Genomic DNA, 26,290 nt, shown 5'->3' with positions numbered 1-26,290 from the left:
GTCAAATGACCGCTCGGCGGATCATCCCCTGCCTGGACGTAAAGGACGGCCGGGTGGTCAAGGGCGTGAAGTTCGTCGGTCACACCGACATGGGCGACGCGGCGGAGCTGGCCGCCCGCTATCGCGATGCGGGCGCCGACGAACTGGTCTTCTACGACATCACCGCCAGCCCCGAGGGTCGGACGCTGGACTACGGCTGGATCAAGGACATCGCACGACTGCTGGACATTCCTTTCTGCGTCGCCGGCGGCATTCGCACCGTGGAGCAGGCGGCGCGCTGCCTGGACCACGGGGCGGACAAGGTCTCGATCAACTCTCCCGCCTTGGAACGGCCCGAACTGATCGCCGACATGGCTGCGCGGCTGGGCAGCCAATGCGTCGTCGTCGGCGTCGACAGCCGGTTCGAAGACGGCGACTGGGTGGTCCACAAATACACCGGCGACCCCGATGCACGCCGTCATGCCGGCAAACGCACTCTGGACTGGCTGGACGAGGCGCAGGGCCTGGGCGCCGGAGAGATCGTGCTGAACTGCATCGATCAGGACGGGGTTCGGCGCGGCTATGACATCGAGCAGCTGTCCGCTGCGCGGGCACGTCTGACCATTCCCCTGATCGCCTCGGGCGGGGCCGGCGCGCCCGAGCATTTCAAGGCTGTGTTCGAGCAGGCCGACGTCTCCGGCGCCTTGGCCGCCAGCGTCTTCCACACCGACGCCATCGCCATTCCGGACCTGAAACAATACCTGGCCGATCAAGGCCTGGAGATGAGACTTTGATGTCCTTTTCCCGCTCATCCCCGCGAAGGCGGGGACCCAGCGTTTTGGGCGACGTTTCTCGCCCATCGCTCGCCGACCTTCATCCCATACCCGTCAGACAACAGAACTAGGTCCCCGCTTTCGCGGGGATGATCGGAACCCAATGATCGACCCAAACACCATCGACTTCGCCAAGGGCGACGGCCTGATTCCCGTCGTGGTGCAGGACGCCGACACGCTGCAGGTCCTGACCCTGGCCTATATGGATCGCGCGGCGCTGGACGAGACGATCGCATCCGGCGAGGCCACCTTCTTCTCGCGCTCGCGCGGAGGGCGGTGGAGGAAGGGCGAGACCTCGGGCGACCGGCTTCACGTCGTCTCCATCACGACCGACTGCGACGCCGACGCCATCGTGTTGGGCGTCAGGCCGGTAGGAAACGCCTGCCACCTGAACCGGACAAGCTGTTTCGGCGAGGCCGACGCGCCGGGCCTGGGTCGGATCGCCCGGCTGGAGCGAACCATCGCCGAACGGGCCGCCGCCGATCCGTCCGAAAGCTGGACCGCCCGACTGATCGCACAGGGGCCCAAACGCATCGCCCAGAAGGTCGGCGAGGAGGGCGTGGAGGCCGCGCTCGCCGGCGTCGCCGGCCCGGACGAGGAACTCGCCAGCGAGGCTGCGGATTTGATCTATCACCTGCTCGTTCTTCTCCATGCCCGTAACATGGTGTTTCAGGACGTGCTGGACGTGTTGGCCTCGCGAGCGGAAGCGGCCAAAGACAGCGGCTAGACCGTAAAGGCGTGCGTCCCGACAAATGGGATCATCGAGGGACAAGACATGGCGGCTCTCATTCTGTTTGGCGGCGGCGGCGATCTAGCGATGCGCATGCTTCTGCCGTCCCTCTATTTCCTCGAACACGACGGCCTGCTGCTTGAAGGGCTGAAGATCATCGGCGCCGCGCGTTCGGAAGAGAGCGCCGACGACTATATCGCCAAGGTGCACGAGGCGGTGAAGGCGCGCGCCGAAGCCGACAAGGTTTGGGATGAAGCCAGCTGGTCGCGGATGAAGGCCCGCCTGGACTATCTGGCGGTGGACGCCACCTCGCCCGAAAGCCTGAAGCCGCTGAAGGACAAGGTCGGCGACGGCGAGGTCACCTCCTTCCTGGCCGTATCCCCCTCGCTCTATGCCCGCATCGTCACGGCGATGAAGGCTGCGGGTCTGGCGGAAAAGAACTGCCGCATCGTGCTGGAAAAGCCGGTCGGGCGCGATCTGAAGTCCTTCCTCGAAATCGACGACGCCGTGGCCCACGCCTTCAGCGAGAACCAGGTGTTCCGCATCGACCACTACCTCGGCAAGGAGACGGTTCAGAATCTGATCGCCCTGCGGTTCGGCAACACGATCTTCGAACCGTTGTGGAACAACCTGTCCATCGATCACGTCCAGATCACGATCGGCGAGACGGTGGGGGTCGGCGATCGCTGGCCCTACTATGACGAATACGGCGCCCTGCGCGACATGCTGCAGAACCACATGCTGCAGCTGCTGTGCCTGGTGGCGATGGAGCCGCCGAGCGACCTGGACCCCGACTCGGTGCGCAACGAGAAGGTCAAGGTGCTGCGCTCCCTGCGCCCGATCACGCCTGACGAAGCCGAGCGCGTGACCGTGCGCGGACAGTATGTGGCGGGCGTCTCGGAGGGCAAGCCGGCCAAGGGCTATGACGAGGAACGCGGCCAGCCGTCGGATACCGAGACCTTCGTCGCCGTTCGCGCCGACATCGACAACTGGCGCTGGGCGGGCGTGCCCTTCTTCATGCGGACCGGCAAGCGCCTGCCCGAGAAGCGCACCGAGATCGTCATCCAGTTCAAGCCGGTGCCCCACTCGATCTTCGACCGCGACGACCGCGGCGAGGTTCAGGCCAACCGGATGATCATCGAGTTGCAGCCCGAGGAAGACATCTCTCTGACGGTGATGAACAAGCGACCCGGCCTGGATCAGCGCATGCAGTTGCAGCCGATCAAGATGAGCCTGTCGTGGGGTGTGGACGGCAAGTCCGCCGCCCCGCCACGCCGCCGCATCGCCTATGAGCGGCTGCTGCTGGACGCGATGGCCGGCGATTCAACCCTGTTCGTGCGCCGCGACGAGGCCGAGCAGGCCTGGAAATGGGTGGACGAGGTGTCCGAGGCCTGGGCCGAATCCGGCTTGAAGCCCGACGACTACGTCGCCGGAACCTGGGGCCCCGACAGCGCCGACATGCTGATGGCCCGCACCGGCCGCGACTGGAACACCACCGATGTCTGAGACCCCCGCCATCGAAGCCTTCGCCTCCGTCGAGACCTGGGCCGAAGCCATCGCCGCGCGCCTGGCCGAGACCTTGGGCGCGGCCGTGCGTGATCACGGCCAGGCCCTGTTCGCCGGTCCGGGCGGCTCGACGCCCGCGCCCGTCTATCGCCGTCTGGCGGCGACCGATCTGGACTGGTCCAAAATCGCCGTGACTCTGGTGGATGAGCGGTATGTGCCCGAGACCTCGCCGGAATCGAACGCCCGGCTGATCCGCGACGTGCTTCTTCAGGACAAGGCGGCGACGGCCCGCTTCATCCCGCTTTATACGCCCGAGGTCACCGTGGACCGCGCGGCCATCGTGGCGGCCAAGGCCCTGGGCGATGCGGGCGGGCGGTTCGATGCGGTGCTGCTGGGCATGGGTGAGGACGGCCATATCTGCTCCATGTTCCCCGAAAGCCCGACGCTGAAGACCCTGCTGACCCCGACGCTGAAGCCCACGGTGCTGGGCGTGCCGCATGGGCGCGACGGCATGGCGCCGACGCTCGAACGGCTGTCGATCAACCTGCCCTATCTGATGTCTGCGGGCCGGGTGATCCTGGGCCTGAAGGGCGCCGCCAAGCGTCGCGTCTTCGAAGAGCAGGCCCAGGGCGATCTCAAGATCCAGCCCATCGCCGCCTTGATCGCCGCCGGCGTTCCCCTTGAAGTGTTGTGGACGGAGGAAGGCTGATGGCGCTTCATCCCACCGTGGCGGCCGTCACCGCCCGCATCGTCGAGAAAAGCCGCGAGACCCGCGCCGACTACATCCGTCGCATGGACGCCGCGCGCGACAGCGGCGCCGGACGCGCCAAGCTGAGCTGCGCCAACTGGGCCCACGCCTTCGCGGGCCAGACGATCGCCGATAAGCTGACGGCGATGGACGGGTCCAAGCCCAACCTCGGCATCGTCACCGCCTATAACGACATGCTGTCGGCCCACCAGCCGTTCGAACGCTTCCCCGACGTGGTGCGCAAGGCCGTGCGCGAGGTCGGCGCCACGGCCCAGGTCGCCGGCGGCACTCCTGCCATGTGCGATGGCGTCACCCAGGGTCGTCCCGGCATGGAGCTGTCGCTGTTCAGCCGCGACCTGATCGCCATGTCGGCAGGCATCGCCCTGACGCACGACGCCTTCGACGCCGGATTGATGCTGGGCGTGTGCGACAAGATCGTTCCGGGCCTGTTCATGGGCGCCCTGGCCTTCGGCCATCTGCCGGTCGTCTTCGCCCCAGCCGGCCCGATGCCGTCGGGCATTCCGAACGCGGAGAAGGCCCGCGTCCGGGCCGAATATGCGCAGAACAAGGTCGATCGTCAGACCCTGCTGGAAAGCGAGATCGGCAGCTATCACTCGCCCGGCACCTGCACCTTCTACGGCACCGCCAACTCCAACCAGATGATGATGGAACTGGGCGGACTGCACATGCCGTCCACCGCCTTCGTCCATCCCGACACCGGCCTGCGCGACGCCCTGACGGCGGCCGCGGCGAAACGGGCGGTCGAACTGGCCCGCAGCGGCGAATGCCGCATGGCCGACGTCATCGACGAGAAGTCCATCGTCAATATGATCGTGGCGCTCCTGGCCACCGGCGGCTCGACCAATCACGCCATCCACCTGGTCGCCATGGCGCGGGCGGCAGGCGTGCTGATCGACTGGACCGACATGGACGAGCTGTCATCGGTCACGCCGCTGTTGGCGCGGGTCTATCCCAACGGTTCGGCGGATGTGAACGCCTTCCAGGCCGCCGGCGGCGTCGCCTTCATCGCGCGTGAGCTGGCGATGGCGGGCAATATACATACCGACGTGACGACCATCATGGGTCGCGGCATCCAGGCCTATTTCCAGGAACCGTCGATGGTGGACGGCGAACTGGTCTGGCGCGACGGGGTCCAGGAAAGCCTCGATCTCGACATCCTGCGCCCGGCCTCCAATCCCTTCGACAAGGAGGGGGGCCTGCGTCTGGTTCAGGGCGACCTGGGTCGTGCGGTCATTAAGATCTCCGCCGTCAAACCCGAGAACCGCATCGTCGAGGCGCCCGCCGCCGTGTTCGAGACTCAGGAAGACGCGCTTCAGGCCTTCCGGGACGGCAAGCTGTTCCGCGACGTAGTCGTTGTCCTGCGCTTCCAGGGGCCCAAGGCGAACGGGATGCCCGAACTGCACAGCCTGTCGCCGGCCCTGTCCGTCATTCAGGACAAGGGGTTCAAGGTCGCCTTCGTCACCGACGGCCGCATGTCGGGCGCCAGCGGCAAGACGCCCGCCGCCATCCACGTTTCGCCCGAGGCCCTGGCCGGCGGTCCGCTGGCCCATGTTCAGGACGGCGACATCATCCGCCTGGACGCCGAGGCCGGGGTTCTGACCACCGTCGGCGTTTCCGACCTGACCGCTCGTCCGCTGGCCGCCCGATCCGCCGTCAACGCCGAGGGTTCGTCCTGGGGCTATGGCCGCGAACTGTTCGGCGCCTTCCGCCATGTGGTCACGACGGCCGAGCAGGGAGCGACGGTCTGTTTCGCCCTGCCGACCGGCTCGCGCGGCAACGACGACACCCCGCCCAATCCCAACTTCGTCGATCGGACCGTGGACGCTTGATCCACCGAACCGAGCGCAGGAAACGCCCAATGAATGACAAGACCCTTCTCGTCGGCCCCCAGCTTGTTGGCGATGTCGGCGGCACGAACGCCCGCTTCGCCGTGGCCCGCATGGTGCCTGATGGCCAAGGTGGGGCCAAGCCCGTGCTGGACCACCACGAGAGCTTCCCGGCCGAGACCTATCCGACCTTCCTGGAAGGCGTCGCCGCCTTCATCGACGGCTGCGAGGTCAAGCCGACGGGCGGCGTGATCGCCGTCGCCGGTCCGGTCACGGACGGCGCCATCGACCTGACCAACTCGCCCTGGCAGGTGTCGGAGGCGGAGCTTCAGACCCTGGGACTGAAGCCGGTCAAGTTGATCAACGATTTCGAGGCCCTGGCCTGGGGCGCGCCAGTCGTACCGGAAGACCAGTTAGAAAGCTTGGGCGGTCCGGTCGACGGCGATCCGCACTGCACCGTAGCGGTGCTCGGCCCCGGCACCGGCTTCGGGGTCTCGGCCCTAGTGCGCGATGCGGCCGGCAAGGAAATGGCCATGCCGTCCGAGGGCGGGCACGCCTGCTTCCCCCCCGGCGATCCGGTCGAGGATGAAATCCTGCGCATTCTGCGTCGCCGCTATGACCGGGTGTCGATCGAGCGTCTGATCTGCGGTCCGGGTCTGCTGAACATGCACCGGGCCCTGGCCGAGATCGACGGGCGCGAGACCCACATTGACGATCCCGCTCAGATCACTGCAACGGCCCTGGCCGATCCGAACAGCCCATGCGGCGCGACCCTTGCCCGCTTCTGCGCCATCCTGGGCGCGGTCGCCGGCGACATCGCCCTGACCACCGGCGCGCGCGGCGGCGTCTATATCGCCGGCGGCATCGTTCCGCGCATCCTGCCCTTCATCAAGGCCAGCCCCTTCCGTCAGCGCTTTGAGCGCAAGGGTCGGTTCAAGGAGTATATGCAGGACATTCCGACCAAGGTGATCATGCACAAACACGCCGCCCTGCTCGGCGCCGCGCGGGTCGCCTTCGCCCAGTCGGAGGGCTGACGCGAGGGGCGATCACGAAAATCTCACGGCGGCGTGAACCGAACCGTCACCGTGGCGTTTGTGTGTTTCCATCTAGGAGAGGAAACTCAAATGAAGAAGTTCGCCATCGCCGCCGCTTCGGTCTTCATGCTGGCCGGCGTCGCCGCCTGCGGTGAAAGCGCCGCCGACAAGGCCGCTGAAAAGCAAGCCGACGCCATCGAAGCGACGGGTGAAGCCCGCGCCGATCAGCTCGAAGCACAGGCCGCCGCCACTTCGAACGAAGCGCAAGAAAAGGCCCTGAACGACAAGGCCGATCAGGTTGAGCAAAACGCGGACCGCAAGGCCGACATGGTCGAGCAGAAAGCCGGCAACGCCGACGGCGGCATGACCACCGCCAACACGCCTTCGACCCACTAAGGTCTGGCGACCCACTAAATCCGTTTACGGATGGATCAGCCCCCGTCGCTCGCGACGGGGGCTTTTTCGTGCCTGCGACCTCAGTCGATGCACAGGGTCGGGCCGGCCTTGCCGTCCTCGACCGTCGTATTGCAGCCGAAACGGTCGCTGGTCGCTTGGCAGACGCCGGTCGCCGCCGTCCCCGGCGTCACGCCGCTGTTGCCCTCGATGCGGCAGTCGCCCTGACACTGATCGCCGTCGGTGCAGCGCTTGCCGGCGTCGGCGTAGCTGATGACGCACTGCCAGGATTGCATCCGCCCGACCTGTTTCATCGTGCCGCCGCGCGTGGCGCAGGACGCGGCGTCGGCGCTTTGCATCGGCGCATCCGACGCCGCTCCCGTGGTCTGGGGCGAGCAAGCGGCGGCCAGAAGCGCGACGGCGGCGATGAGGGAAATGCGGATCATGAGATCTGTCCTTTGGTGAAGCCTGACCAGACGTCGTCGTAGTCGAGCTGCATCTGCGGTGATTCCGACGCCCATTTCGTGACGCGGATCGGCATGCGCGTCTCGAACATGAAGGCCAGGGTGTTTTCGATCTTGTGGGGCTTGAGTTCAGCCTTGATCGCGCCGTCATAGCTGGCTTGATCGGGGCCGTGGCCGCTCATGCGGTTGTGCAGCGACGCGCCGCCTGGCGCGAATCCGCCCGCCTTGGCGTCATAGGCGCCGGTCACCAGCCCCATGAACTCGCTCATGACGTTGCGGTGGAACCAGGGCGGCCGGAAGGTGTCCTCGGCTACCATCCAGCGCGGGGGGAAGATGACGAAGTCGATATTGGCCGTTCCCGGCGTCTCGGACGGACTGGTCAGGACGGTGAAGATCGACGGATCAGGGTGGTCGTAGCTGACGGTGTTGATCGTGTTGAACCGCGCCGTGTCGTAGCGGCAGGGCGCCAGGTTGCCGTGCCAGGCGACCACGTCCAGCGGGCTGTGATCGAAGGTCGTGGCCCATAGGCGACCGCCATATTTCTGGACGCACTCGGTCGGGCGATCCACGTCCTCGAACGCCGCGATCGGGGTTTCGAAGTCGCGCGGATTGGCCAGGCCGTTCGACCCGATGGGGCCGAGATCCGGCAGGCGGAACGGACTGCCGTAGTTCTCGCAGACATAACCGCGCACGTCCCCCTCGACCTCGACGCGGAACCGCACGCCGCGCGGGATCAGGACGATGTGACCCGGCTGGGCCTCGATGACGCCGAACTCGGTGACGAAGCGATGGTCGCCTTCTTGAGGCACGATCAGCAGTTCGCCGTCGGCGTCATAGAAGACCCGGTCGGTCATCGACCGGTTGGCGACATACAGGTGAATGCCCGCCCCGGCCCCGCCGTCCGGCTCGCCGTTGCCGCCATAGGTCGTCAGCCCCTCGACCCAGTCGGTCGCAGCCTGCGGGATCGGCAGCGGGTCCCAGCGCATCCGGTTGGGATTGGGCGGCGTCTCGTCGAACGGACCGGAGCGGACCCGCCCCTGATCGAAGGGGGTGTAAGGTCCATGCTGGGCCGAGGGACGCAGGCGATAGAGCCAGCTGCGCCGGTTCTCGGCGCGCGGCGCGGTGAAGGCGGTGCCGGATAGCTGTTCGGCATACAGGCCCATCGGCGTCTTCTGCGGCGAGTTTCGGCCCACCGGCAGGGCGCCGGGCGCGGCCTCGGTCGCGAAATGATTGCCGAAACCGGTCATGTAGGCGGGCGCGTTGGATCGCGTCATGTCGTGTCTCCCTATGCTCCCTCGTTTAGCCGCCCCCGGCGCCAGCGTCACCCTTCGCCCGTCAGGCAACAGCTTGGCGGTTGGCGCGTTGCTGTGACCTCGCGGAGGGATTTCCATGACCTATCTGACCCGGGCGGTGTTCGCCTTCGCCAGCCTGCTGCTGTTGCTGGCGGCCATGGCCCTGATTGGGTTCGGGGTGAAGGATGCGCTGCACGGCATCGGCTCGCCCGACAAGTCCGGCGCCGACGCAGTTCTGGACGTGCTGGGCTATGTCATCGTCGCCATCGCCGTCTTCGACGTGGCCAAATACATCTTCGAGGACGAGGTGCGGCGCGGCAACGAAAAGCGCAGCGCCGCCGAGGCCCGGCGCAGCCTGACCAAGTTCCTGTCGACCATCGTCATCGCCCTGTTCCTCGAAGCGCTGGTCGTGGTGTTCAAGACGGCGCGCGAGGACGTGGCGCAGCTGCTTTATCCCACCGCCTTGCTGATCGCCTCGGTGCTGGTGCTGGTGGGCCTGGGCGTCTTCCAGCGCCTGTCGGCCACGGTCGAGGAAAAGGTCGGCGACGACGACGAGGCCGAGGACCGCAAGGACAAGGTCAGGCGAAAGGCCGCGCCCTAGCCTTTGCTCGGCAGGAAGGGCGAGAAGGTGATGACGGTGAAGGTGTCGCGCACGTGCGGCCGCGTCTGGACCTGTTTCGTCACGAAGGTGCCGATGTCGGCGTCGCGCGGCAGGTTGAACTTGGCCAGCAGGTCGTGCTGACCCGAGGTGGAATAGACCTCCGAGACGTTCTCGACATTGTCCACGATATCGGCCGCCACGTCGTTGGCGTAGCCCAGCTCGCATTTGATGAAGACGAAGATGGCGGTCATCATGGCGGATCAGTCCTCTGGTTCGAGGGCGCTTCTAGCGGACGAAGACGTGACGGGTAAGCCGCAAGACACAGACGCCGTGCTGGAGGCGCAATACAACAACCGCGCCCTGGTGCCCGACCATCCCGCCGTGATGGCGCGCTGGAAGGCGGAATCGGAGTCCGCCCGCGCCGCCCATCCGCCGCAGGTCCTGAAATACGGCCCAGGCGAGCGCGAGCGGATCGACTGGTTCGACGCCGGGGACGGGGCGCCCGTCGTGGTCTTCCTGCACGGCGGATACTGGCAGGCGCTGGATGCAAGCTGGTTCAGCTTCGTTGCGCCCCCCCTGCTGGCCCACGGCGTCAGCGTCGCCATCCCGACCTATGACCTGGCGCCCAGCGTGCGGCTGGGTCGGATCGTCGATCAGGCGCGGGCGGCGGTCGATCTGATCCGCGACCCCACCGGCGCCGCGCCTGTCGTCAGCGGTCATTCGGCGGGCGGACATATGGCGGCCTGCCTGCTGGCGGACGGGCAAGCCTCGGCGGCGGTCGCCCTCTCGGGCGTGTTCGATCTGGAGCCGCTGATCCCCACATCACTCAACGTCGCCCTGGACCTGAACACGACCGAAGCCCGGTCACTGTCGCCGATCCGATGGCCGGCGCCCGCGGGTGCGGTTCTGGACTGCATCGTCGGCGGGGCAGAGAGCGAGGCCTTCGTGGATCAAAGCCGCGCCATGGCCGCGCGCTGGGGCGACGCCGGAGCCGAGACGCGGTTCGAGGCCCTGCCCGGCCTGAACCATTTCACGGTTCTGGATCCGCTGTTCGATACCGACAGCGCGTTGGTCAGTCGGCTGGCCGACCTGGCCCATCGACGCTGACCGTCAATCAGACCCAGCAGCGAAAAATAGAGTCTAATTCGTCTAATTCGTATGAAATCCCCCACTCCCCTCCCTGACAGATGGGCTTGAGCGGCGAGGCTTCAAGAGGGTCGGTCGGCGCGCCAGATGAAGACGAAGTTGCGGTGTTCGGCCCAGGTCTGACCCTCGACATGATCGCCCGATAGGCAGGCCGCCGTGTGATAGGGGCCTGCGCCGTCGGTGGTGCGGAACGAGACGCACAGCCGGCCGTGCTGGCGCTTCCATCGGCCCGCCTCGATGCGGCTGTTGTAGAAGTCGCCCGTCACGACGCCATCGGGTTGGAGCGTCAGGCTCATGGGCTGGCGATAGGGCTGGGCCGGATCGGTCGCCAGATCGACGGACCAGGCGCCGTCCATGTCGGCGGCGGGCGGTGGGTCCTGAACGGTCAGAAGGGCGACGACGGCGAGGGCGGCGAACATCCCGCTTCTCCCACAGGCGATTGACCGAACAACGGTCCGCCTTTCGCCACACGCCGTCAAGAGAACGTCCGCGCTAACGCGGTTTGACTTGACCTTGCGTTCGCGACAGCGGAGGTCGGACGCGAACCTATCGCAGAGGAACCTGTCCATGGCCCATGATCGCGTCAGCGTGCTTCAGGCGCTTCAGACCCAGGGCGTGTGCCCGGTCTTCTATCATCCGGACGCCGAGGTCAGCCTGAACGTCATTCGCGCCTGCGCGCGCGGCGGGGCGCCGGTGGTCGAGTTCACCAATCGCGGCGACTTCGCCTGCGACCTGTTCGGCGAGATCAATCGCGAGTTGATCAAGACCGATCCGAACGTGGTCCTGGGCATCGGCTCGGTGGTCGATGCGGGCACGGCCTCGCTTTATCTGAATCGGGGCGCGCGGTTCGTGGTCAGCCCCTGCCTGATCCCCGACGTGGCCAAGGTCTGCAATCGCCGCATGGTCGCCTATTTCCCCGGCTGCGGGTCGGTGACCGACATCGGCGAGGCGCACGAACTGGGCTGCGACATCGTCAAGCTGTTCCCCGGCTCGTCGGTCGGCGGCCCGGACTTCGTCAAGGCGGTCAAGGGCCCGATGCCCTGGGTCAAAATCATGCCGACGGGCGGCGTGGATCCGGACAAGGCGTCGATCGCCAAATGGTTCGGCGCGGGCATCGTGGCGGCCGGCATGGGCTCCAAGCTGGTGACCGATGACGCCGTGAAGTCGGGCGACTGGGCCGCCATCGAGGCGTCGGTGCGCGCGGCGGTGAACGCCGTCGCCGCCTTCCGCGCGTCCAAGAAGGGCTGAGCGCTTCAGCGCCGTCAGCGGCCCGGACGATCCGTGCGCTGACGGTGATCCGGCCCCTCGGCCGCAGCGCGACGGGCGGCGCCCTTACGCTGAAGGATCGGGGCCAGGGCCTTGCGCTCCTCGGGCGTCAGGGTCGCCAGCACGGCGACCGCGCCGTTTTCCAGGCGCGTGCGGCCCCGCATCTCGGCGGCCCTGGACTGTTCCAGCAGGCGTTCGACACGAGCTGTGTCCAGCGTCGGCTGACCGGCGACGTCGATGGCCTCGCGCCGGGCGGCGCGGGCCGCCTCGAAATCAGGACGCGCCGCCAGGGCCGATTCTCGCAGCGCGGTGCGCACGCGCTGGCGCACGGCCGGATCCAGATCGGCCAGCACCTCGGCCAGCGGCCCCTCGCGACCCGGACGGCGCTGATCCTCGATCCGGCGTTCGATCCGGTCGCGATTGACGACATAGGTGACGCCGCCCGCCACGGCGAACAGGTTCAGGGCCACCGAGACGGCCAGGGCGATCTTCAGGCTTTTGGACGTCATCCCAGCAATTCCGTGTCATCCACGCCCGTCAGCGAGGATTGATAAAGCACCGCATCGGCGCGCGCGTCGGCGGTCAGATGCGTCGTCAGGCCCACGCCGGCGACCACGCCCGCACAGGCTGCGGCGGCCCAGCCGGCGCCCAGATACCAGATCGCCTTGCCCAGACTGCTTTTCGCCCGGGGCGCCGCCGAAAGGATGCGCGCGGTCAGGGCGGCGGACGGGACAGGTCTGGGCGCGGCGTCCAGCAGAGCGTCCAGCGCGGCCGCCTGATCCAGCACCGCCTTCAGCGACGGATCGGCGGCGATCAGGCTTTCGGCGAAGGCGCGCTCGGACGCGGGCCACCGACGCAGGTCGGCGCCATAGGCGTCCGCCAGTTCGTGCAACCGTTCCGCCTTCATCGTCCGTCTCCTCTAATCGACCCCGGACCGATGTCCGAAAGGGCCAGACGCAATGCGCGACGACCGCGCGACAACAAACTCTCCAGCGCCTCGACGCTGATCTCCATCAGGGCCGCTGCATCGATATTCGACAACTCCTGATAATGGCACAGGACGATGGCCTCGCGCTGTCGGTCCGGCAGACGTTTCAGGGCCGCCGTGACCCGCACGCCCGTCTCGGCCGCCAGCAGACCGCGATCCGGCGCCGGGCCTTCGTCGGGACGCTCCGGCGGCGTGTCGGTCGGGATTTCGCGCCGACGCCTCAGCCGATCGTAACAGAGGTTCAGCGCGACCCGGTGCAGCCAGGTGTCGAACCGGGCCTTGCCGGGCGTCCATTTGGGCGCTTGGCGCCAGGCCTTGAGCATCGTCTCCTGGGCCACGTCCTCGGCCTCGACCGCATCGCCCAGCATGCGCTGCGCCAGCGACAGGATGCGCGGCAGCTTGCGCGAGACGAGCGTCTGCGCCGCCGCCGGGTCGCCCTGCCCCACGCGCCGCACCAGATCCTCGTCGGGGTCGACGATTGCGACCAAACCTGCCTCTTCCGCTGCTGACGAAAGGGACCGGTGCGTTCACGACGGCCGACCCCGACACCGTCTTACTCCGAAGCCGGGACGGGGGAAGCGGCTTGTTGCGCCTGGCGGGCCGCGCGGCGTTCCTGGCGATCCGCGCGTTGAGCGGACATGGCGGCCCGGCGCTCGTCGGCGGAGATCACGCCGTCACGATCAGCGTCCATCTTGTCGAACCGCTCGCCCAGCTTGGCCGAGGCTTCGGCGATCACCACTGGCCCGCGTTCGCGTCCTTGTCCGCGCATGGCGTGACGCGCGCCGCCGCGACGACCCTCACGATGACCGGCGCGTTCTTCGCGCGGACCGCGATCCGGGCGTGTGGCATGGCCGGCGTCGAACTCGGCCCGGCTGATGGAGCCGTCGCCGTTCGCGTCCAGCTTGGCGAACCGGTCGCCCGCGCGTCCGGCGCGACGGGCCTGCATGGCGGCGGCGCGCTCTTCTGGGCTGACCACGCCGTCGCGGTTCGTATCGAGCGCGGTCAGACGCGCGATGCGCGCATCGACGAACTCGGCGCGGGTGATCTGGCGGTTCGCATCCGCGCGCGCATGATGCGGCGCGGGAGCGCCGGCGGCAGGGGCCGGGGGAACCTGTGCGGTCGCGGCGCCGGCGGCGGCGGCCAGAGCGATGACGCCCAGGCCGGTCAGAAAGGTGTTTCTCATCTCGATCATCTCCAGGGGCGCGTTTGGCGCCCTTTGACATTGCCCTGTCAGGAGATTGAACGCGGCGTTGCGGATTCTCCGTCGCGGCCTGCTGGCACCGCCCGCTCGAAGGCCTTTCGTGCCCGCGCGCGCAAGTCGGTCAGCTCGGTCTTCAGCGTGTCGAAGTCCGGCGCGCCGGCGGCCTCGGCCAGGCGCAACTGGAAGACGCCGGGTTCGCCCTCCGGATCGACCCGCCCCTCGAAGGCGGCGGCCAGAAGATGGGCCAGACGCTGCTGCACGCGCCAGGCCTCGGCCAGGACCGGGTCGTCGTGCAAGGCCTCCAGCGTCGACAGGGTAAACGGCTCGCCGATGGCGGCGGCCTGAAGCTGGCGGAACTGGGCCGCGAACTCGGCGTCCACCTGCCCGCCCGGCGACAGCTTCAGATCCCAGAAGCCGTGCGGGCGACGCTCGCGATCCATCAGAGCGCGCATCTTTCGGATGTCGGCGGCGACATCAACGCCGGGACGCGGGCGACGCAGGGCGGCCTCGATGGCGGCCGAAACCTGGGCGGCGAACTTCGGATCGCTGGCCCAGATCACGCGGGCGCGGGTTAGGACCATGAACTCCCAGGTCTCGGCCTCCTTGGCGTAATAGGCGTCGAACGCCTTCAGCCGCACCGAAACCGGGCCCTTGGAGCCGGTGGGGCGCAGGCGCATGTCCACCTCATAGAGGCCGCCTTCCGCCGTATGCGCCGACAGGGCCGCAATCAGCCGCTGGGTGAAGCGCGCGTAGAAGACGTCGGCGGTCCAGCCCTTGATCTCGGAGGTCGCCTCGGGCGGCGCCTCGTACAAGGTCATCAAATCCAGGTCCGATCCGGCCGTCATCTCGCGCGAGCCGGCCTTGCCCAGGGCGACCACCGCGACCGCGCCGGGGAAGGCGCCGCCCAGCCGTTCGGTCTCGGCCAAGGCGGCCGGCGACAGGGTGCGCATGGCGGCGTCGGCCAGGGCGGCATAGGCGCGGCCCGCCGCCTCGGCTCCCGCCCGGCCGGTCAGGGCGTGGATGCCGATGCGGAACATCTGCTCGCGGTGCAGGCGGCGCACGGCGTTCATGGCTCCCTCGAAATCCTCCGTCTCGCCGGCCTCGCGCAGCATCTGTTCGGTCAGGCCGGTCTCTTCGGACAGATCGACCAGGAAACGGGCGTCCAGCACGCCGTCCAGCGCCGCCGGTTGCCGGCCAAGCGTCCGGGCGAGACGCGGCGCGAAGGCCATGACGCCCAGCACCATTTCGAACAGTTTGGGCTGGTTCAGGAACAGGGCCTGGACCTGCACGCCTGCCGCCAGCCCGGAGAAGAAGACGGCGAACCGGCGGAACGCCTCGTCCGGCGCGCCGGATCGGGCCAGGGCCTCCAGCAGGCGCGGCGCCAGGCGGGTGAACAGTTCGCGCCCCCGCGCCGTCCGTGTCGCCGGGATGCGGCCGTGGTGCCAGCTGCGGATCGTATCGGCGACGGAGGGCGCCTCGGAAAAGCCCATGCGACGCAGGGTTTCCAAAGTCTCGGGATCGTTCTCGACCCCGGTGAAGACCAAGCTGCCGTAGCTGGAGTCCAAATCTTCGCCGCCCTCGAACAGTTCGCCATAGCGGGCGTTGACCCGCGCCAGCAGGGCCTCGACCCGGACGTCGAAGGCGGCCAGGTCGTTCGAACCGGCCAGGGCGGCGACGGCGGCGCGGCGCTCGGCGTCCTCGGGCAGGCGGTGGGTCTGCTCGTCGTCGAGCATCTGCACGCGGTGCTCCAGCCCGCGCAGCGCGACATAGGCGGCCGACAGTTCTTCGCAAACCGCCTGGGGCACATGGCGCGCGTCGGCCAGGGCCTTCAGCGCCTCCAGCGTGCGGGGCTTGCGCAAAGCCGGATCGCGGCCGCCCAGGATCAACTGCTGGGTCTGGGCGTAGAATTCGATCTCGCGGATGCCGCCGCGTCCCAGCTTCAGATTGGCCCCGGCGGCCTGCAGCCCCTCGCCCGTCTTGTGGACGTGGATCTGTTTCTTGATCGACTGGATGTCGAGCACCGCCGCGTAGTCCAGGCTGCGCCGCCAGATGAAGGGGATCATGGCCTTCAGGAACCGACCCGCCGCGCGCATGTCGCCCAGCACCGGCCGCGCCTTGATGAAGGCCGCCCGCTCCCAGTTCTGGCCGACGCTCTCATAATAGGCCAGGGCCATCGGCCCGGCGACGACCGGCGGGGTCGAGGACGGATCGGGCCGCAGCCGCAGATCGACACGGAAGACGTAGCCGTCGCCCGTCCGCTCGGTCAGCAGCGTGGCGATCCCCTTGCCGACGCGATTGGCGAAGTCCTGCATCTCCTCGCCCTCGCGCAGAGCCAGGCCCATAAGGCGCGGCTCGAAGAAGAGGGAGATGTCGATGTCGGACGAATAGTTCAGTTCGTTCGCGCCGTGTTTGCCCATGGCCAGGCCGAACAGGCCGGGAATGGGGCCGCGCGGATCGCCGGGCGGCGAGATCAGCCGGCCGCGCGCCCTCTGTTCGGCGGCGACGGCGCGCAGGGCCGCCCGGCAAGAGGCGTCGGCGAACCGGGACAGGGCGTCGGTGACCTGATCCAGATCCCACACCCCGCCCAGATCGGCCAGGGCGGTCAGCAGGTGAAGGTCGGCCTTCAGCACCCGCAGCGGGGCGCGCACCGCATCCGGCTCGGCGTCCAGCGTGTCCGTGTCGCGAATGATCCGCTCCAGCGCCTCGACCGGGTCGGCTTCCAGCAGGCTTCGCAGATGTTCGGGGCGACGCCGCATCAGACCGGCGAGATAGGGCGAGGCGCCGGCGACGGGGGCCAGGGCGGGCCAGGCGGCGTCCAGAATCTCGCGCCAACCGTCAGCGTCGGCGGCCTCGGTCAGGGTTTCGTGCAAGCGGTCGGCGGCGGCGATGTTTGTGACCGGACCGGCGGGCGTGAGACTGTAGGCCAGCGGGATCGAGGTTTCTGGATGGGCCATCACATCATCCGCTCATCCCGGTCGAGGCGGGCGGAAGCACCAACGCCACCCGCAACCCCGGTCCGAAATCGCCGTAGGCGCCGGGGCCCTCGTCCAGCACCACCCGCCCGCCGTGGGCCTCCGCCACCGCCGTCACCAACGAAAGCCCCAGGCCCGAGCCGGGTTCGGTCCGGCTGTTGTCTAGGCGTACGAACCGCTGGACCACCCGCTCGCGGTCCTCTTCGGGCACGCCCGGTCCGGTGTCGGTGACGGAATATTCGATCTCACCCGACGAGCGGCGGCGCGCGCGCAGCTTCACCGCCCCGCCGGCGGGTGTGTATTTGATGGCGTTGTCGATGAGGTTGGCCAGGGCCTGGGCCAAAAAGGGCTGGTTGCCTTCGATCATCAGCCCCTTTTCGACCTCGGACGAGAAGTCGATGTCCTTGTCCTCGGCTGCGGGTTCATAAAGCTCGGCCATGTCGGCGGCGAGGTCGGCCGCGTCCATGACCTTGGGATCGGGCGCCCCGCCCGCCTGAAGCCGCGCGATGGCCAGGACGGTGTTGAACGTCTTCAGCAGATGGTCGGCCTCGTCCAGGGCGATGCCCAGGGCGTCGACCCCGTCGATCTTGCCGGCTTCGGCGTCGATCAGGGCCACCTCCAGCTTGGCCCGCATCCGTGTCAGGGGCGAGCGCAGGTCGTGGGCGATGGCGTCGCCGGCGTGGCGGATCGAAGACATGGACGCCTCCAGCCGATCCAGCATGGTGTTCAGCCCCTGGCCCAGTTCGTCCAGTTCATCGCCGGTGTGTCGCACGGGCGCACGGACCTTCAGATCGCCTTCCTGCACCGACTGAACGACCCGGTTCAGCCCGGCCATGGCGTTTTCGACCCGCCGGCTGATGTAGAGACCGCCCGCCAGGCCCAGCAGCATGACCAGAGCCATTGCGCCCCACAGGGCCTGGGTCAGGCGCGCCAGATAGGCCTCGATGTCGCCGATGTCCTGACCGACGAACAGATGTTCGCCGCCGGCCAGGGTGGTGATCACCCCGATGGAGCGACGCCGCTGGACCTTGCCTTGGGCGTCCGTGTCGGTCAGGCGGAAGGTCTCCCAGTCGCTGGCGCCGGCCGGCAGGCTGAGGTCGATGTCGATCGGGGATTCAGTGATGTTGCCGGTGATCGTCTTTCCGGCCTTGTCGGTCAGCAGATACAGATACGGCCCGCCCCGGATCGACCGTTCGACCAGGGCCTGGTTCAGGGCGTCGATGCCGCGCGTGCGGTGGATCGCCGTCAGGGCGCCCAGCTCGATCTCCACATCCGCCCTGGCCCGACCTTGAGCCTCCGACGCCGAAGCGAAATAGACATAGGCCAGGATCGCTCCCGCCGCCGCCACGAACAGCGCCAGAAACAGCAGCGTCAGCCGGAAGGGCGTACGGCGTAGGAGGGAGGGAAGGCGCACCCTAAAATCCTCCCCCGTTCACGGGGGAGGGGGACCACGAAGTGGTGGAGGGGGCGGCTTCAGCGCCGGTGTCTGGGGTCGCCCCCTCCACCGCCGTGCCGGCGGTCCCCCTCCCCCGCATTGCGGGGGAGGATCTCAAGTTACGCCTCCAACCGATATCCCGCCCCGCGCACGGTCTGCAGCATGGCGCGGTCGAAGCCCTTGTCGATCTTGGAGCGCAGGCGGCTGATGTGGACGTCGATGACGTTGGTCTGGGGGTCGAAATGGTATTCCCAGACCTTCTCCAGCAGCATGGTGCGCGTCACCGACTGGCCGGCGTGGCGCATCAGGAACTCCAGCAGCTGGAACTCGCGCGGCTGAAGATCGATCTCGGTCGTTCCGCGATGCACCGTGCGGCCGATCAGGTTCATTTCCAGATCGCCGACCTTGAGCACGGTCTGCACCCCGCCGGTCTCGCGACGACGCGCCAACGCCTCGACCCGCGCGATCAGTTCGGCGAAGGCGTAGGGCTTGACCAGATAGTCGTCGGCGCCGGCCTTCAGGCCCGTGACCCGATCCTCGACCTCGCCCAGGGCGGACAGGAACAGGACCGGCGTCTGATCGCCGCCCTTGCGCACCGTTTCGACCATGCCGACGCCGTCCAGGCGCGGCATCATCCGGTCCACAACATAAACGTCGTAGCCGCCTTTTTGCGATTCCAGCAGGCCAAAGGCGCCGTCCACGGCGTGGGTGACCTCATGTCCGGCTTCGGACAGGCCCCGCACCATGGCGGTCGCCGCCTCGGCGTCATCCTCGACCACCAGAATCCGCATCGAAACCCCTCCCGGAATCAAAATCGCCGCCGATGGTAGCGCATCGGCGGCGATTGACGAGTTAAGGCTTGGTCAGAATGCCGATCATTCGCCGGCGGCGAACTTCAACGGCACCGGGCTGGTGCCCTGCGGCGTGCGCACGAACAGCAGGATGCTGGGACGACCCGCCTGTTTGGCCGCCGCCACCGCTGCGCGCAGATCGGCGGCGGACGTGATGTTGCGATCATTGGCGCGGGTGATGACGAAGCCCGGCTGGAAGCCGAGGCGCGCCGCAGCCGAACCCTGTTCGACGTTGGTGATCACGACGCCGTTGACGCTGGCCGGCAGGCTGAACCGCGAACGCGCAGCCGGTGTGATCGCGGTGACGGCGAGCCCTTCAATCGTGTCAGCCTGTCCAGGCTGGCTCTGGCCGGGGTTGGCGCTTCCGCCCTCTTCCGACGCAGCGAGCTCCTCTTCCGAAGGACGGGTGCCTGAGCGCACGTTCAAGGTCTGGCGGCGACCGTCGCGGATCACTTCCAGGCGAATGGTGTCGCCCGGCTTGGCCGCGCCGACCCGACGGGTGGCCTCCTGGCTGTTGGCCACCGCCTGGCCGTTCACGCCGACCAGAAGGTCTCCGACCTGGACACCGGCGCGCGAGGCCGGGCCGTCCTCGGTCACGCTTTCGATCAGGGCGCCCTTGAAGTCCTTGGGCTGGCCCAGGGCTTCCCAACCGTCGGGGCTGAGGGTGCGAAGACCCAGGCCCACATAGCCGCGCTCGATCGACTGACCGCGCATCAGGCGTTCGGTGATCGTCTTGGCGGTGTCCGCCGGAATGGCGAAGCCGATGCCGACCGAGCCGCCCGTGGGCGAATAGATGGCCGAGTTCACACCGATGACTCGGCCGTGGATGTCGAACGTCGGGCCTCCCGAGTTGCCCCGGTTGATGGCGGCGTCGATCTGGATGTAGTCGTTGTAGCCGGACGGATCTATGTCGCGGGCCTTGGCCGAGACGATGCCCGCCGTGGCGGTGCCGCCCAGGCCGAAGGGATTGCCGATGGCGATGACCCAGTCGCCCACGCGCGGCTCGGCCGTCTCTTCAAAGCTGACATATTTGAAGTCGTTGCCCTCGACCTTGATCACCGCCAGGTCGGTGCCGGGATCGCGGCCGATCAGGCGGGCCGGCAGCTCGCGACCGTCCGACATCTTGACCTTAATCTCGGTCGCGTCGGCGACGACGTGGTTGTTGGTGACGATGAAGCCGTCCTGCGAGATGAAGAAGCCCGAACCGGCGCCCTGTGTCGTCTGCGGCTCGTCATTGCCCTGACCGCCACGACCCTGCGGCGGCACGAACTGGAAGGGCAGGCCGGGAATCTGGAAGGCGCCGCCCTGGGGCTGGTCCACCTTGACCGTCACGTCGATCTGAACGACGGCGGGCGAGACTTGGTCGAAGATGGTCGCGAAGCTGCTCGGCGCGCCCGGCGGAGGCGTGAAGGCGTCGCCGTTGGCCGGGACCGGGGTGATCCGGTTCACCGCCTGCGGTTCCGCGTGCGCGCCGGGCCAGGTGATGACGCCGCCGGCGGTCGCCGCCGCCGCCAGGGTCAGGCCGGCCGCGGCCCCGAGAATGAACTCCTTGCGCTTCAGCATCGTGGTCCTTGCGATCCTCTTGTCCAGCGCCATGCGGGCGCCGGTTTCGCGATTGATATAGGCCGAACCGGCTTTGCGCCAATCCCGACCGCCGATCGTTGATCTCGACTAGCGCCCGTCGTGAGGCGAGGTTGCGTCAGGATCGCGGCGAAGCTTCTCATTTCGTAGAACTTCGTCCAGTCGGCGTTCTTCTTCCGGCGTCAGTGGAACGGCCTCGACCGGACGACGGCGTGCGCGCAGGGCCAGAACGGCGGCGGCCAGCAGCAACAGAGCAAACGGGCCGAACCACAGCAGCCAGGTCCCCGCCCGAACCGGCGGGGTGAACAGCACATAGTCGCCGAACCGCCGCACCAGATCGTCGCGCACGGCCTGATCCGACGCGCCGGCCGCGATCTCCTCGCGTATCAGCCGGCGCATATCGCCGGCGACGCCCGCCGGGCTGTCGGCGATGGCCTCGTGCTGGCAGACCACGCATCGCACATCCTTGAACAATGCCTGGGCGCGGGCCTCTTGGCTCGCATCCGCCAAGGGGCGGTCCGGTGCGGCGGACGGTTCGGCCGCCGTCAGCATCAGTGCCAGGACCGGCGCGGCCGTCAGTATCGCCAGGCGCCTCATGCGGTCTTGCGCCGGCGCGCGCCGATCCCGAGCCGGAGCCGGCGATCCAGCAGCGACAACACCCCGCCCAAGGCCATGATCATCGGCCCCAGGAAGATCAGTCGCGCCCAGGGGTTCCAGTACAGACGCACGACCCAGGCCGGCTGTTCGGGACTGCCCGCGCGTTCGCCGATCACGACATAGACGTCGTCCAGGCCCCGGAAATCCAGCCCGACCTCGGTGGTGGTCTGACCGCCGGCGGGGAAGAAGCGACGCTCGGCTGTCACGGTGCTGGCGCGGCCCTGATCGTTCGTGGCGCGCACGGTCAGTCGGCCCTGCTCGGCCAGATAGTTCGGCCCCTCGACGACGCGCACGTCGTCAAGCGTGACGGTCCAGGGGCCGGCGGACACGCTCTGACCCAGCGAGACGGCGCGGGCGGCCTCGGCCTTGAAGCTCGTTTCGACCACCGCCCCCAGGATGAAGACGCCCAGCCCCAAATGCGCCAGGGTCATGCCCCAGGCGCCCAGCGGCAGTCCCTTCAGTCGGCGCAGCGTCTCGGCCATCGAGGCGCGGAACAGGCGGGCGCGCTCGGCGACTTCCGACACCGACCCCAGGATCAGCCACAGGCCCAGGCCGATGCCGGCGGCGGCGAAGGCCTTCTTCGGCTCCCATAGAGCATAGGCCGCCAAGGCACCGACGATCGCCAGACCCGCCGCGACGGCCAGGCGCTGCATCGCGCCGGGCAGGTCGCCGCGCTTCCAGGCCAGCAGCGGACCGGCCGGCAGGATCAGGAAGGCGACCATCATCAGCGGGGTGAAGGTCGCGGCGAAATAGGGCGGCCCGACCGAGATGGTCGCCCCGGACGCCGCTTCCAGGATCAGCGGATAGAGGGTGCCCAGCAAGACGGTCGCGGCCGCCGCCGTCAGGAACAGGTTGTTCAGCACCAGCGCCCCCTCGCGGCTGACCGGCGCAAACAGGCCCCCGCCTTTCAGCTGCGGCGCGCGCCAGGCGAACAGGGCGAAGGCGGCGCCGGCCGTCACGCCCAGAATCGCCAGCAGCATCAGCCCGCGCTGGGGATCGACGGCGAAGGCATGGACGGATGTCAGCACGCCCGAGCGCACCAAGAAGGCGCCCAGCATCGAGAAGGTGAAGGCCAGCAAAGCCAAGAACACGGTCCAGCCCGCCAGCGCGCCGCGTCGCTCGGTCACGACCGCGCTATGCAACAGGGCCGCGCCCGCAAGCCAGGGCATGAAGGAGGCGTTCTCGACCGGGTCCCAGAACCACCAGCCGCCCCAGCCCAGCTCATAATAGGCCCAGAAGGAGCCCAGGGTGATGCCGACGGTCAGGAAGGCCCAGCTGGCCAGCGCCCAGGGTCGGACCCAGCGCCCCCAGGCGGGCCAGAAGGCGGTCTGCGCCCGTCCCTCGATCAGCGCTGCGACCGCCAAGGAGAAGCAGACCGAGAACCCGACATAGCCAGCGTAGAGCAGCGGCGGATGCACGGCCAGGGCCGGGTCCTGCAACAGCGGGTTCAGCGATGCGCCCTGGAACGGCGCGGGGTCCAGGCGGGTGAAGGGGCTGGAGGTGAAGACGGCGAAGGCGAGAAATAGCGACCCAAGCGCGCCCTGCACCGCCACGGCCGAGGCCTTCAGCCCGAACGGCAGGCCGCGCGCCCGAGCCAGCGCCCCGCCGAAGACGGTCAGCACCAGACACCACAACAGAAGCGACCCCTCGTGGCTGCCCCAGGCGCCGGCGACCTTGTAGAGCATCGGCTTGTCGGTGTGGCTGTTGGCCGCAACGTTGGAGACCGAAAAGTCCGACACGACGAAGGCGTAGATCAGGGCTGCGAAACTGAGCGCAACCGCCGCCGCCGCCGCCAAAGCCGCGCCCTGGGCAGCCCCGGCCAAGACCGGGCTGCGCCGCGCGCGTCCCGCCGCCGAAAGCCCCGTCTGCAGGATCGACAGCGCCAGCGCCAGCGCCAGGGCGAAGGCCCCAAGCTCGGCGATCATAAGCGCGTCGGCGCGCTATCGGCCTGCGGCCTGCTTGAGCGCGTTTCGGGGCCGTCCGGCCGCCACTCGCCTTTTTCCTTCAGACGGTCGGCGACCTCGCGCGGCATATAGTTCTCGTCGTGCTTGGCCAGGACCTGGCTGGCGTGGAAGGTGCGGTCGGCGCCGAAGGCGCCTTGCGCCACAATCCCCTGCCCTTCACGGAACAGGTCGGGCAGGTCGCCGTGATAGACGACGCGGGTCGTGGCGGCGTTGTCAGTGACGACGAAGGCGACCACGCCGTCGCTGGTCTTTTGCACGCTGCCGGCCTCGACCAGACCGCCCAGGCGGATGTTGCGGCCCTCCGGCGCCTTGTCGGCGGTGGCCTCGGACGGCGAGTAGAAGAAGGTCACGCTGTCCTGCATCGCCCATAACGACAGGCCGACCGCCAGCGCCAGGATCGGCGCCACGGCGGCGACGACCCACAGGCGGCGACGCGCCTTCGGCGATTTGGGCAGCCAGCTCATGCGATGGACATTCCGGATTCCAGGGACGGACGGGCGGCATATACCGCCGTCGTCGCGCAGGACCAACGCGTCATTGCGCGCCGCCCTTCGGCAGTCGGCGTTCCAGATCCAGACGGCGCGGATCGGCCGGATCGAGCACGGCGATCAGGGGCGTCCACAGGGTGCGGGCCTCGACGGCGTCGCCGCGCCGCAACGCGGCCTCGCCCAGGAAGAAGCGCGCGCCGAGTTGGTCGGGATCCAGTTTCAAGGCCTCGCGGAAGGCGGCCTCGGCGTCGCCGCCGATCTGGTTGTCGTTGGCGACGACCAGGCTTTCCCCCAGCCGCGCCCAGGCCTGGGCGTCACGGGGCTCCAGGGCGATCAGGCGACGAAAGGCGGAGGCGGCGCCCAGCGGATCGCCGGCGGCGAACCGGGCCGCGCCCAGCATGCCCAGCGCCTGCCGATCCTTGGGCCGTTCCTGCACCACCCGCGCAGTCACCGCCGCCAGTTGCGGCGGCTCCAGCCGATCCAGATTGGCCGCCCAGTCGTCGACGCGCCGCTCATAAGCCTGATCCGGCAGGCCGGGCGAGCCGGTGAAGACATAGAGGCCCAGGGCGGCCGCGACGGTCACGCCGATCCCGCCCAGCACCCAGAACCGATCACGGGCGCCGGCCACCGGGGTCATGGTCGCCGAAACGGCGAGAAGCCGCCGCCCCGCCTCGGCGCGCGCGCCCGCATAGGCCGCCTCGTCCAGCAGGCCGCGCGACTTCAACCGATCCAGTTCCTCGATCTCGCGCGAGCCGGCCTGGGTTTCGGCCCCCGACGCCGGATCCGCTCCGCGTCGCGCGCCGGTCAGCACCAGCAGGGCGGCCAGGGCCGCCGCCAGTCCCGTCATTATCCAGAAGACGATCATCCTCGCCGTCTAACCCATCCGCGAACGTCGGGCGAGGCGTCGTTTCAGCCCAGCCGCGCCATTTCCGCCGAGGCCGCGCGTCGCCTGACCGCGCGCGCCGCCTCCAGCGCCTCGATCACGGTCAGGAACCGCGCCGCCACCCCGATCAGAAGCAGCACATGATCGGGATTCTCAGCCTCTCCGTCCGACACGCTGTCGAGCGCTTCATTGGACCAGGTGGACAGATAGTCGGTCAGTTCGGCCTTCATTCCCGACCGATCCGCCTCGCAGCCGAAGGTGACGGCCGCGCCGCGCAGGGCCGCCACCGCCGCTAGCAGGGCCGCCGCCGCCTTGATCGGTTCGCCCTCGGCCGGCGCCTCCAGCCACGGCGACAAACGCGTCATGCGGCCGGTGATGACCCGGCGCTTCATCGGCAGGGCGGCGTGGACGGCGCTGGAGGCGGACTTCATCAGGCCTGACAACTGACCCGAAACCTGGACCCGCGCCATCCGCGCCGCCCTGCCCCAGCTGGAATCCGGCCGCACCTGAAGGGTCAGGTCCATCTCGGCCAGCACGCCGGCGCACCAGTTGACGTCGTCCACCGCACCCAGCATCGCCGTCTCTCCCAGCGGCGAACGGACGACGGCGGCGATCTTTTGCACCCGCGCCTGCACGGAGGTCAGCAGCCGCTCGACGAAGACGCCCATATCAGAATGGCTGAGGGTGATCTCACGGTCGGCGAGGCGGCTGGTTCGCGTCACGACCCGCAGCATCCGCTCGGCGTCCGCCACATGGGCGAACAGGATGTCGATCATGCGCCGTCCACCGTCCGGCGACATCGTCATACAGTCCGACATCAGCAGCCTAAGCCCCGCCAGCTGATTGTCGTCAGGGCGTTCCAGCCAGACGGGCAGGCGCGGCAGGGCGCTGCGGACCAGAGGCGTCAGATCGAAACAGCCGGCCAGTTCGACCGGAGTCGACGGAGGCTGGTCGTCGGCGGGCGGCTGGAAGTCGGGCCAGACGTCGCCGGGCCGGTCGCGCAGCACCGCCGCCGCCTTGGCGCACAGCCGGTCGGCGGCCAAGGTCCATTCGCCGTCGACCGTGACCGCGCCATCCAAAAGCGGCAGGAAATCCTCCTCGCCCTGCACGGCTTCGCGCCAGACCCGCCTCAAAACGTGGTGCGGAAAGACCAGGGCCGGCACGCCGTCCGCGCGGGATTGGAACAGGGGCAACAAGGGTCCAAAGGCGGTGTCGCGGCGCGTGCGATCGCGTGACTGTTCGGCGACGATGAGCGCCAGCTCGCCCGCCTTGTCGCCCTTCAGCGCCGCCACCGCCGCGCCCAGCGTCGCCAGCGACGCATCGGGACACGCCTCGACAAGCGCCTTCAGAGCGGCGTGGTGGGCGGCGGACAGGGACGGCACGAAAGCTCCTGCCAAAACTCGACTCTGGCCTGACCGTGCGACAATCGGG

At 68.5% G+C, this 26,290-nt stretch carries 27 protein-coding genes; 10 read left to right on the top strand and 17 right to left on the bottom strand.

Annotated features, from left to right (window positions below):
• Positions 1-5 precede the first annotated feature (5 nt).
• The 7 genes from hisF (at position 6) to LG306_RS05490 (ending at position 7,073) form a co-directional block, all read left to right on the top strand.
• Positions 6-773 (top strand): imidazole glycerol phosphate synthase subunit HisF, encoded by a 768-nt coding sequence (hisF, locus tag LG306_RS05520; RefSeq protein WP_404418821.1) that lies wholly within the window; start codon positions 6-8, stop codon positions 771-773.
• A 142-nt stretch (positions 774-915) separates the two neighbouring features.
• Positions 916-1,539, top strand: coding sequence for a bifunctional phosphoribosyl-AMP cyclohydrolase/phosphoribosyl-ATP diphosphatase HisIE (gene hisIE / locus LG306_RS05515; RefSeq protein WP_404418819.1), 624 nt, complete (start codon positions 916-918; stop codon positions 1,537-1,539).
• Positions 1,540-1,587: 48 nt separating this feature from the next.
• A complete protein-coding gene (zwf, locus tag LG306_RS05510) occupies positions 1,588-3,048 on the top strand; it encodes a glucose-6-phosphate dehydrogenase (RefSeq protein WP_404418817.1) in 1,461 nt (486 codons plus the stop codon).
• Positions 3,041-3,757 (top strand): 6-phosphogluconolactonase, encoded by a 717-nt coding sequence (gene pgl / locus LG306_RS05505; protein WP_404418815.1) that lies wholly within the window; start codon positions 3,041-3,043, stop codon positions 3,755-3,757. Before zwf ends, pgl begins: the two co-directional genes overlap by 8 nt.
• A complete protein-coding gene (gene edd, locus LG306_RS05500) occupies positions 3,757-5,646 on the top strand; it encodes a phosphogluconate dehydratase (RefSeq protein ID WP_404418813.1) in 1,890 nt (629 codons plus the stop codon). The genes pgl and edd overlap by 1 nt, the downstream gene beginning before the upstream one ends.
• 29 nt (positions 5,647-5,675) lie before the next feature.
• Entirely contained in the window at positions 5,676-6,677 is a 1,002-nt protein-coding gene (gene glk, locus LG306_RS05495) for a glucokinase (RefSeq protein WP_404418811.1), read from the top strand.
• A 90-nt stretch (positions 6,678-6,767) separates the two neighbouring features.
• A complete protein-coding gene (locus LG306_RS05490; protein WP_017504395.1) occupies positions 6,768-7,073 on the top strand; it encodes a hypothetical protein in 306 nt (101 codons plus the stop codon).
• 80 nt (positions 7,074-7,153) lie between these two features.
• Here LG306_RS05490 and LG306_RS05485 read toward each other — a convergent pair whose 3' ends face one another.
• Complete coding sequence (locus LG306_RS05485) at positions 7,154-7,516, bottom strand: hypothetical protein (protein ID WP_066552546.1); 363 nt, start codon at positions 7,514-7,516, stop codon at positions 7,154-7,156.
• Positions 7,513-8,808: a homogentisate 1,2-dioxygenase gene (gene hmgA, locus LG306_RS05480; protein WP_404418808.1), complete on the bottom strand. Its 1,296-nt coding sequence runs from the start codon at positions 8,806-8,808 to the stop codon at positions 7,513-7,515. Before hmgA ends, LG306_RS05485 begins: the two co-directional genes overlap by 4 nt.
• Positions 8,809-8,923: 115 nt before the next feature.
• Here hmgA and LG306_RS05475 point away from each other — a divergent pair, with 115 nt between their 5' ends.
• On the top strand, positions 8,924-9,427 hold the full coding sequence (locus LG306_RS05475) for a hypothetical protein (protein ID WP_045811869.1): 504 nt from the start codon (positions 8,924-8,926) through the stop codon (positions 9,425-9,427).
• Here the strand turns inward: LG306_RS05475 and LG306_RS05470 are convergent.
• Positions 9,424-9,681 (bottom strand): Lrp/AsnC ligand binding domain-containing protein, encoded by a 258-nt coding sequence (locus tag LG306_RS05470; protein ID WP_039244189.1) that lies wholly within the window; start codon positions 9,679-9,681, stop codon positions 9,424-9,426. The two genes, LG306_RS05475 and LG306_RS05470, sit on opposite strands and share 4 nt — an antisense overlap.
• Between LG306_RS05470 and LG306_RS05465 the strand changes: the two genes are divergently transcribed.
• Positions 9,668-10,534: an alpha/beta hydrolase gene (locus tag LG306_RS05465; protein WP_404418806.1), complete on the top strand. Its 867-nt coding sequence runs from the start codon at positions 9,668-9,670 to the stop codon at positions 10,532-10,534. The genes LG306_RS05470 and LG306_RS05465 overlap by 14 nt on opposite strands.
• Positions 10,535-10,635: 101 nt before the next feature.
• Here LG306_RS05465 and LG306_RS05460 read toward each other — a convergent pair whose 3' ends face one another.
• A complete protein-coding gene (locus LG306_RS05460; protein ID WP_404418802.1) occupies positions 10,636-10,992 on the bottom strand; it encodes a hypothetical protein in 357 nt (118 codons plus the stop codon).
• Between the two features lie 148 nt (positions 10,993-11,140).
• Between LG306_RS05460 and LG306_RS05455 the strand changes: the two genes are divergently transcribed.
• Positions 11,141-11,821, top strand: a complete 681-nt coding sequence (locus LG306_RS05455) for a bifunctional 4-hydroxy-2-oxoglutarate aldolase/2-dehydro-3-deoxy-phosphogluconate aldolase (protein WP_404418800.1) — start codon at positions 11,141-11,143, stop codon at positions 11,819-11,821.
• Between the two features lie 14 nt (positions 11,822-11,835).
• On the opposite strand, the gene LG306_RS05450 is transcribed toward LG306_RS05455, so the two are convergent.
• The 13 genes from LG306_RS05450 to LG306_RS05390 form a co-directional block, all read right to left on the bottom strand.
• Positions 11,836-12,348: a periplasmic heavy metal sensor gene (locus LG306_RS05450; RefSeq protein WP_404418798.1), complete on the bottom strand. Its 513-nt coding sequence runs from the start codon at positions 12,346-12,348 to the stop codon at positions 11,836-11,838.
• Positions 12,345-12,746: a hypothetical protein gene (locus LG306_RS05445; protein ID WP_404418796.1), complete on the bottom strand. Its 402-nt coding sequence runs from the start codon at positions 12,744-12,746 to the stop codon at positions 12,345-12,347. Before LG306_RS05445 ends, LG306_RS05450 begins: the two co-directional genes overlap by 4 nt.
• A complete protein-coding gene (locus LG306_RS05440) occupies positions 12,743-13,315 on the bottom strand; it encodes an RNA polymerase sigma factor (protein ID WP_307509436.1) in 573 nt (190 codons plus the stop codon). Before LG306_RS05440 ends, LG306_RS05445 begins: the two co-directional genes overlap by 4 nt.
• Positions 13,316-13,380: 65 nt before the next feature.
• Positions 13,381-14,010 carry an EF-hand domain-containing protein gene (locus LG306_RS05435; protein WP_404418794.1) on the bottom strand — a complete coding sequence of 210 codons (630 nt, stop codon included), beginning with the start codon at positions 14,008-14,010 and terminating at the stop codon, positions 13,381-13,383.
• A gap of 47 nt (positions 14,011-14,057) precedes the next feature.
• Complete coding sequence (locus tag LG306_RS05430) at positions 14,058-16,982, bottom strand: bifunctional [glutamine synthetase] adenylyltransferase/[glutamine synthetase]-adenylyl-L-tyrosine phosphorylase (RefSeq protein ID WP_404418792.1); 2,925 nt, start codon at positions 16,980-16,982, stop codon at positions 14,058-14,060.
• Between the two features lie 4 nt (positions 16,983-16,986).
• A complete protein-coding gene (locus LG306_RS05425) occupies positions 16,987-18,414 on the bottom strand; it encodes an ATP-binding protein (protein ID WP_404418790.1) in 1,428 nt (475 codons plus the stop codon).
• Positions 18,415-18,554: 140 nt separating this feature from the next.
• Entirely contained in the window at positions 18,555-19,226 is a 672-nt protein-coding gene (locus LG306_RS05420; protein WP_017504381.1) for a response regulator transcription factor, read from the bottom strand.
• Between the two features lie 84 nt (positions 19,227-19,310).
• Entirely contained in the window at positions 19,311-20,849 is a 1,539-nt protein-coding gene (locus LG306_RS05415; RefSeq protein ID WP_295224736.1) for a Do family serine endopeptidase, read from the bottom strand.
• 108 nt (positions 20,850-20,957) lie between these two features.
• The gene (locus tag LG306_RS05410) at positions 20,958-21,464 is read right to left on the bottom strand and encodes a cytochrome c-type biogenesis protein CcmH (RefSeq protein ID WP_404418787.1); all 507 of its coding nucleotides are present in this window, start codon (positions 21,462-21,464) and stop codon (positions 20,958-20,960) included.
• Positions 21,461-23,449: a heme lyase CcmF/NrfE family subunit gene (locus LG306_RS05405; protein WP_404418785.1), complete on the bottom strand. Its 1,989-nt coding sequence runs from the start codon at positions 23,447-23,449 to the stop codon at positions 21,461-21,463. The genes LG306_RS05410 and LG306_RS05405 overlap by 4 nt, the downstream gene beginning before the upstream one ends.
• Positions 23,446-23,952: a cytochrome c maturation protein CcmE gene (gene ccmE, locus LG306_RS05400; protein ID WP_404418783.1), complete on the bottom strand. Its 507-nt coding sequence runs from the start codon at positions 23,950-23,952 to the stop codon at positions 23,446-23,448. Before ccmE ends, LG306_RS05405 begins: the two co-directional genes overlap by 4 nt.
• A gap of 70 nt (positions 23,953-24,022) precedes the next feature.
• On the bottom strand, positions 24,023-24,841 hold the full coding sequence (ccmI, locus tag LG306_RS05395; RefSeq protein WP_404418781.1) for a c-type cytochrome biogenesis protein CcmI: 819 nt from the start codon (positions 24,839-24,841) through the stop codon (positions 24,023-24,025).
• A 44-nt stretch (positions 24,842-24,885) separates the two neighbouring features.
• Positions 24,886-26,241 (bottom strand): hypothetical protein, encoded by a 1,356-nt coding sequence (locus LG306_RS05390; protein ID WP_404418779.1) that lies wholly within the window; start codon positions 26,239-26,241, stop codon positions 24,886-24,888.
• Positions 26,242-26,290: the final 49 nt, after the last annotated feature.

The organism is Brevundimonas vesicularis, from assembly GCF_044807075.1.
GTDB classification, from domain to species: Bacteria; Pseudomonadota; Alphaproteobacteria; order Caulobacterales; family Caulobacteraceae; genus Brevundimonas; species Brevundimonas vesicularis_G.
This window is presented reverse-complemented; position numbering and strand designations above follow the sequence as displayed.

Excerpts from the sequence above, each read along its gene's own strand:
- hisF (WP_404418821.1), top strand. The coding sequence starts at position 6 with ATGACCGCTCGGCGGATCATCCCCTGCCTGGACGTAAAGGACGGCCGG.
- hisIE (WP_404418819.1), top strand. The coding sequence starts at position 916 with ATGATCGACCCAAACACCATCGACTTCGCCAAGGGCGACGGCCTGATT.
- zwf (WP_404418817.1), top strand. The coding sequence starts at position 1,588 with ATGGCGGCTCTCATTCTGTTTGGCGGCGGCGGCGATCTAGCGATGCGC.
- pgl (WP_404418815.1), top strand. The coding sequence starts at position 3,041 with ATGTCTGAGACCCCCGCCATCGAAGCCTTCGCCTCCGTCGAGACCTGG.
- edd (WP_404418813.1), top strand. The coding sequence starts at position 3,757 with ATGGCGCTTCATCCCACCGTGGCGGCCGTCACCGCCCGCATCGTCGAG.
- glk (WP_404418811.1), top strand. The coding sequence starts at position 5,676 with ATGAATGACAAGACCCTTCTCGTCGGCCCCCAGCTTGTTGGCGATGTC.
- LG306_RS05490 (WP_017504395.1), top strand. The coding sequence starts at position 6,768 with ATGAAGAAGTTCGCCATCGCCGCCGCTTCGGTCTTCATGCTGGCCGGC.
- LG306_RS05485 (WP_066552546.1), bottom strand. The coding sequence starts at position 7,516 with ATGATCCGCATTTCCCTCATCGCCGCCGTCGCGCTTCTGGCCGCCGCT.
- hmgA (WP_404418808.1), bottom strand. The coding sequence starts at position 8,808 with ATGACGCGATCCAACGCGCCCGCCTACATGACCGGTTTCGGCAATCAT.
- LG306_RS05475 (WP_045811869.1), top strand. The coding sequence starts at position 8,924 with ATGACCTATCTGACCCGGGCGGTGTTCGCCTTCGCCAGCCTGCTGCTG.
- LG306_RS05465 (WP_404418806.1), top strand. The coding sequence starts at position 9,668 with ATGGCGGTCATCATGGCGGATCAGTCCTCTGGTTCGAGGGCGCTTCTA.
- LG306_RS05470 (WP_039244189.1), bottom strand. The coding sequence starts at position 9,681 with ATGATGACCGCCATCTTCGTCTTCATCAAATGCGAGCTGGGCTACGCC.
- LG306_RS05460 (WP_404418802.1), bottom strand. The coding sequence starts at position 10,992 with ATGTTCGCCGCCCTCGCCGTCGTCGCCCTTCTGACCGTTCAGGACCCA.
- LG306_RS05455 (WP_404418800.1), top strand. The coding sequence starts at position 11,141 with ATGGCCCATGATCGCGTCAGCGTGCTTCAGGCGCTTCAGACCCAGGGC.
- LG306_RS05450 (WP_404418798.1), bottom strand. The coding sequence starts at position 12,348 with ATGACGTCCAAAAGCCTGAAGATCGCCCTGGCCGTCTCGGTGGCCCTG.
- LG306_RS05445 (WP_404418796.1), bottom strand. The coding sequence starts at position 12,746 with ATGAAGGCGGAACGGTTGCACGAACTGGCGGACGCCTATGGCGCCGAC.
- LG306_RS05435 (WP_404418794.1), bottom strand. The coding sequence starts at position 14,010 with ATGAGAAACACCTTTCTGACCGGCCTGGGCGTCATCGCTCTGGCCGCC.
- LG306_RS05430 (WP_404418792.1), bottom strand. The coding sequence starts at position 16,982 with ATGGCCCATCCAGAAACCTCGATCCCGCTGGCCTACAGTCTCACGCCC.
- LG306_RS05420 (WP_017504381.1), bottom strand. The coding sequence starts at position 19,226 with ATGCGGATTCTGGTGGTCGAGGATGACGCCGAGGCGGCGACCGCCATG.
- LG306_RS05415 (WP_295224736.1), bottom strand. The coding sequence starts at position 20,849 with ATGCTGAAGCGCAAGGAGTTCATTCTCGGGGCCGCGGCCGGCCTGACC.
- LG306_RS05410 (WP_404418787.1), bottom strand. The coding sequence starts at position 21,464 with ATGAGGCGCCTGGCGATACTGACGGCCGCGCCGGTCCTGGCACTGATG.
- LG306_RS05405 (WP_404418785.1), bottom strand. The coding sequence starts at position 23,449 with ATGATCGCCGAGCTTGGGGCCTTCGCCCTGGCGCTGGCGCTGGCGCTG.
- ccmE (WP_404418783.1), bottom strand. The coding sequence starts at position 23,952 with ATGAGCTGGCTGCCCAAATCGCCGAAGGCGCGTCGCCGCCTGTGGGTC.
- ccmI (WP_404418781.1), bottom strand. The coding sequence starts at position 24,841 with ATGATCGTCTTCTGGATAATGACGGGACTGGCGGCGGCCCTGGCCGCC.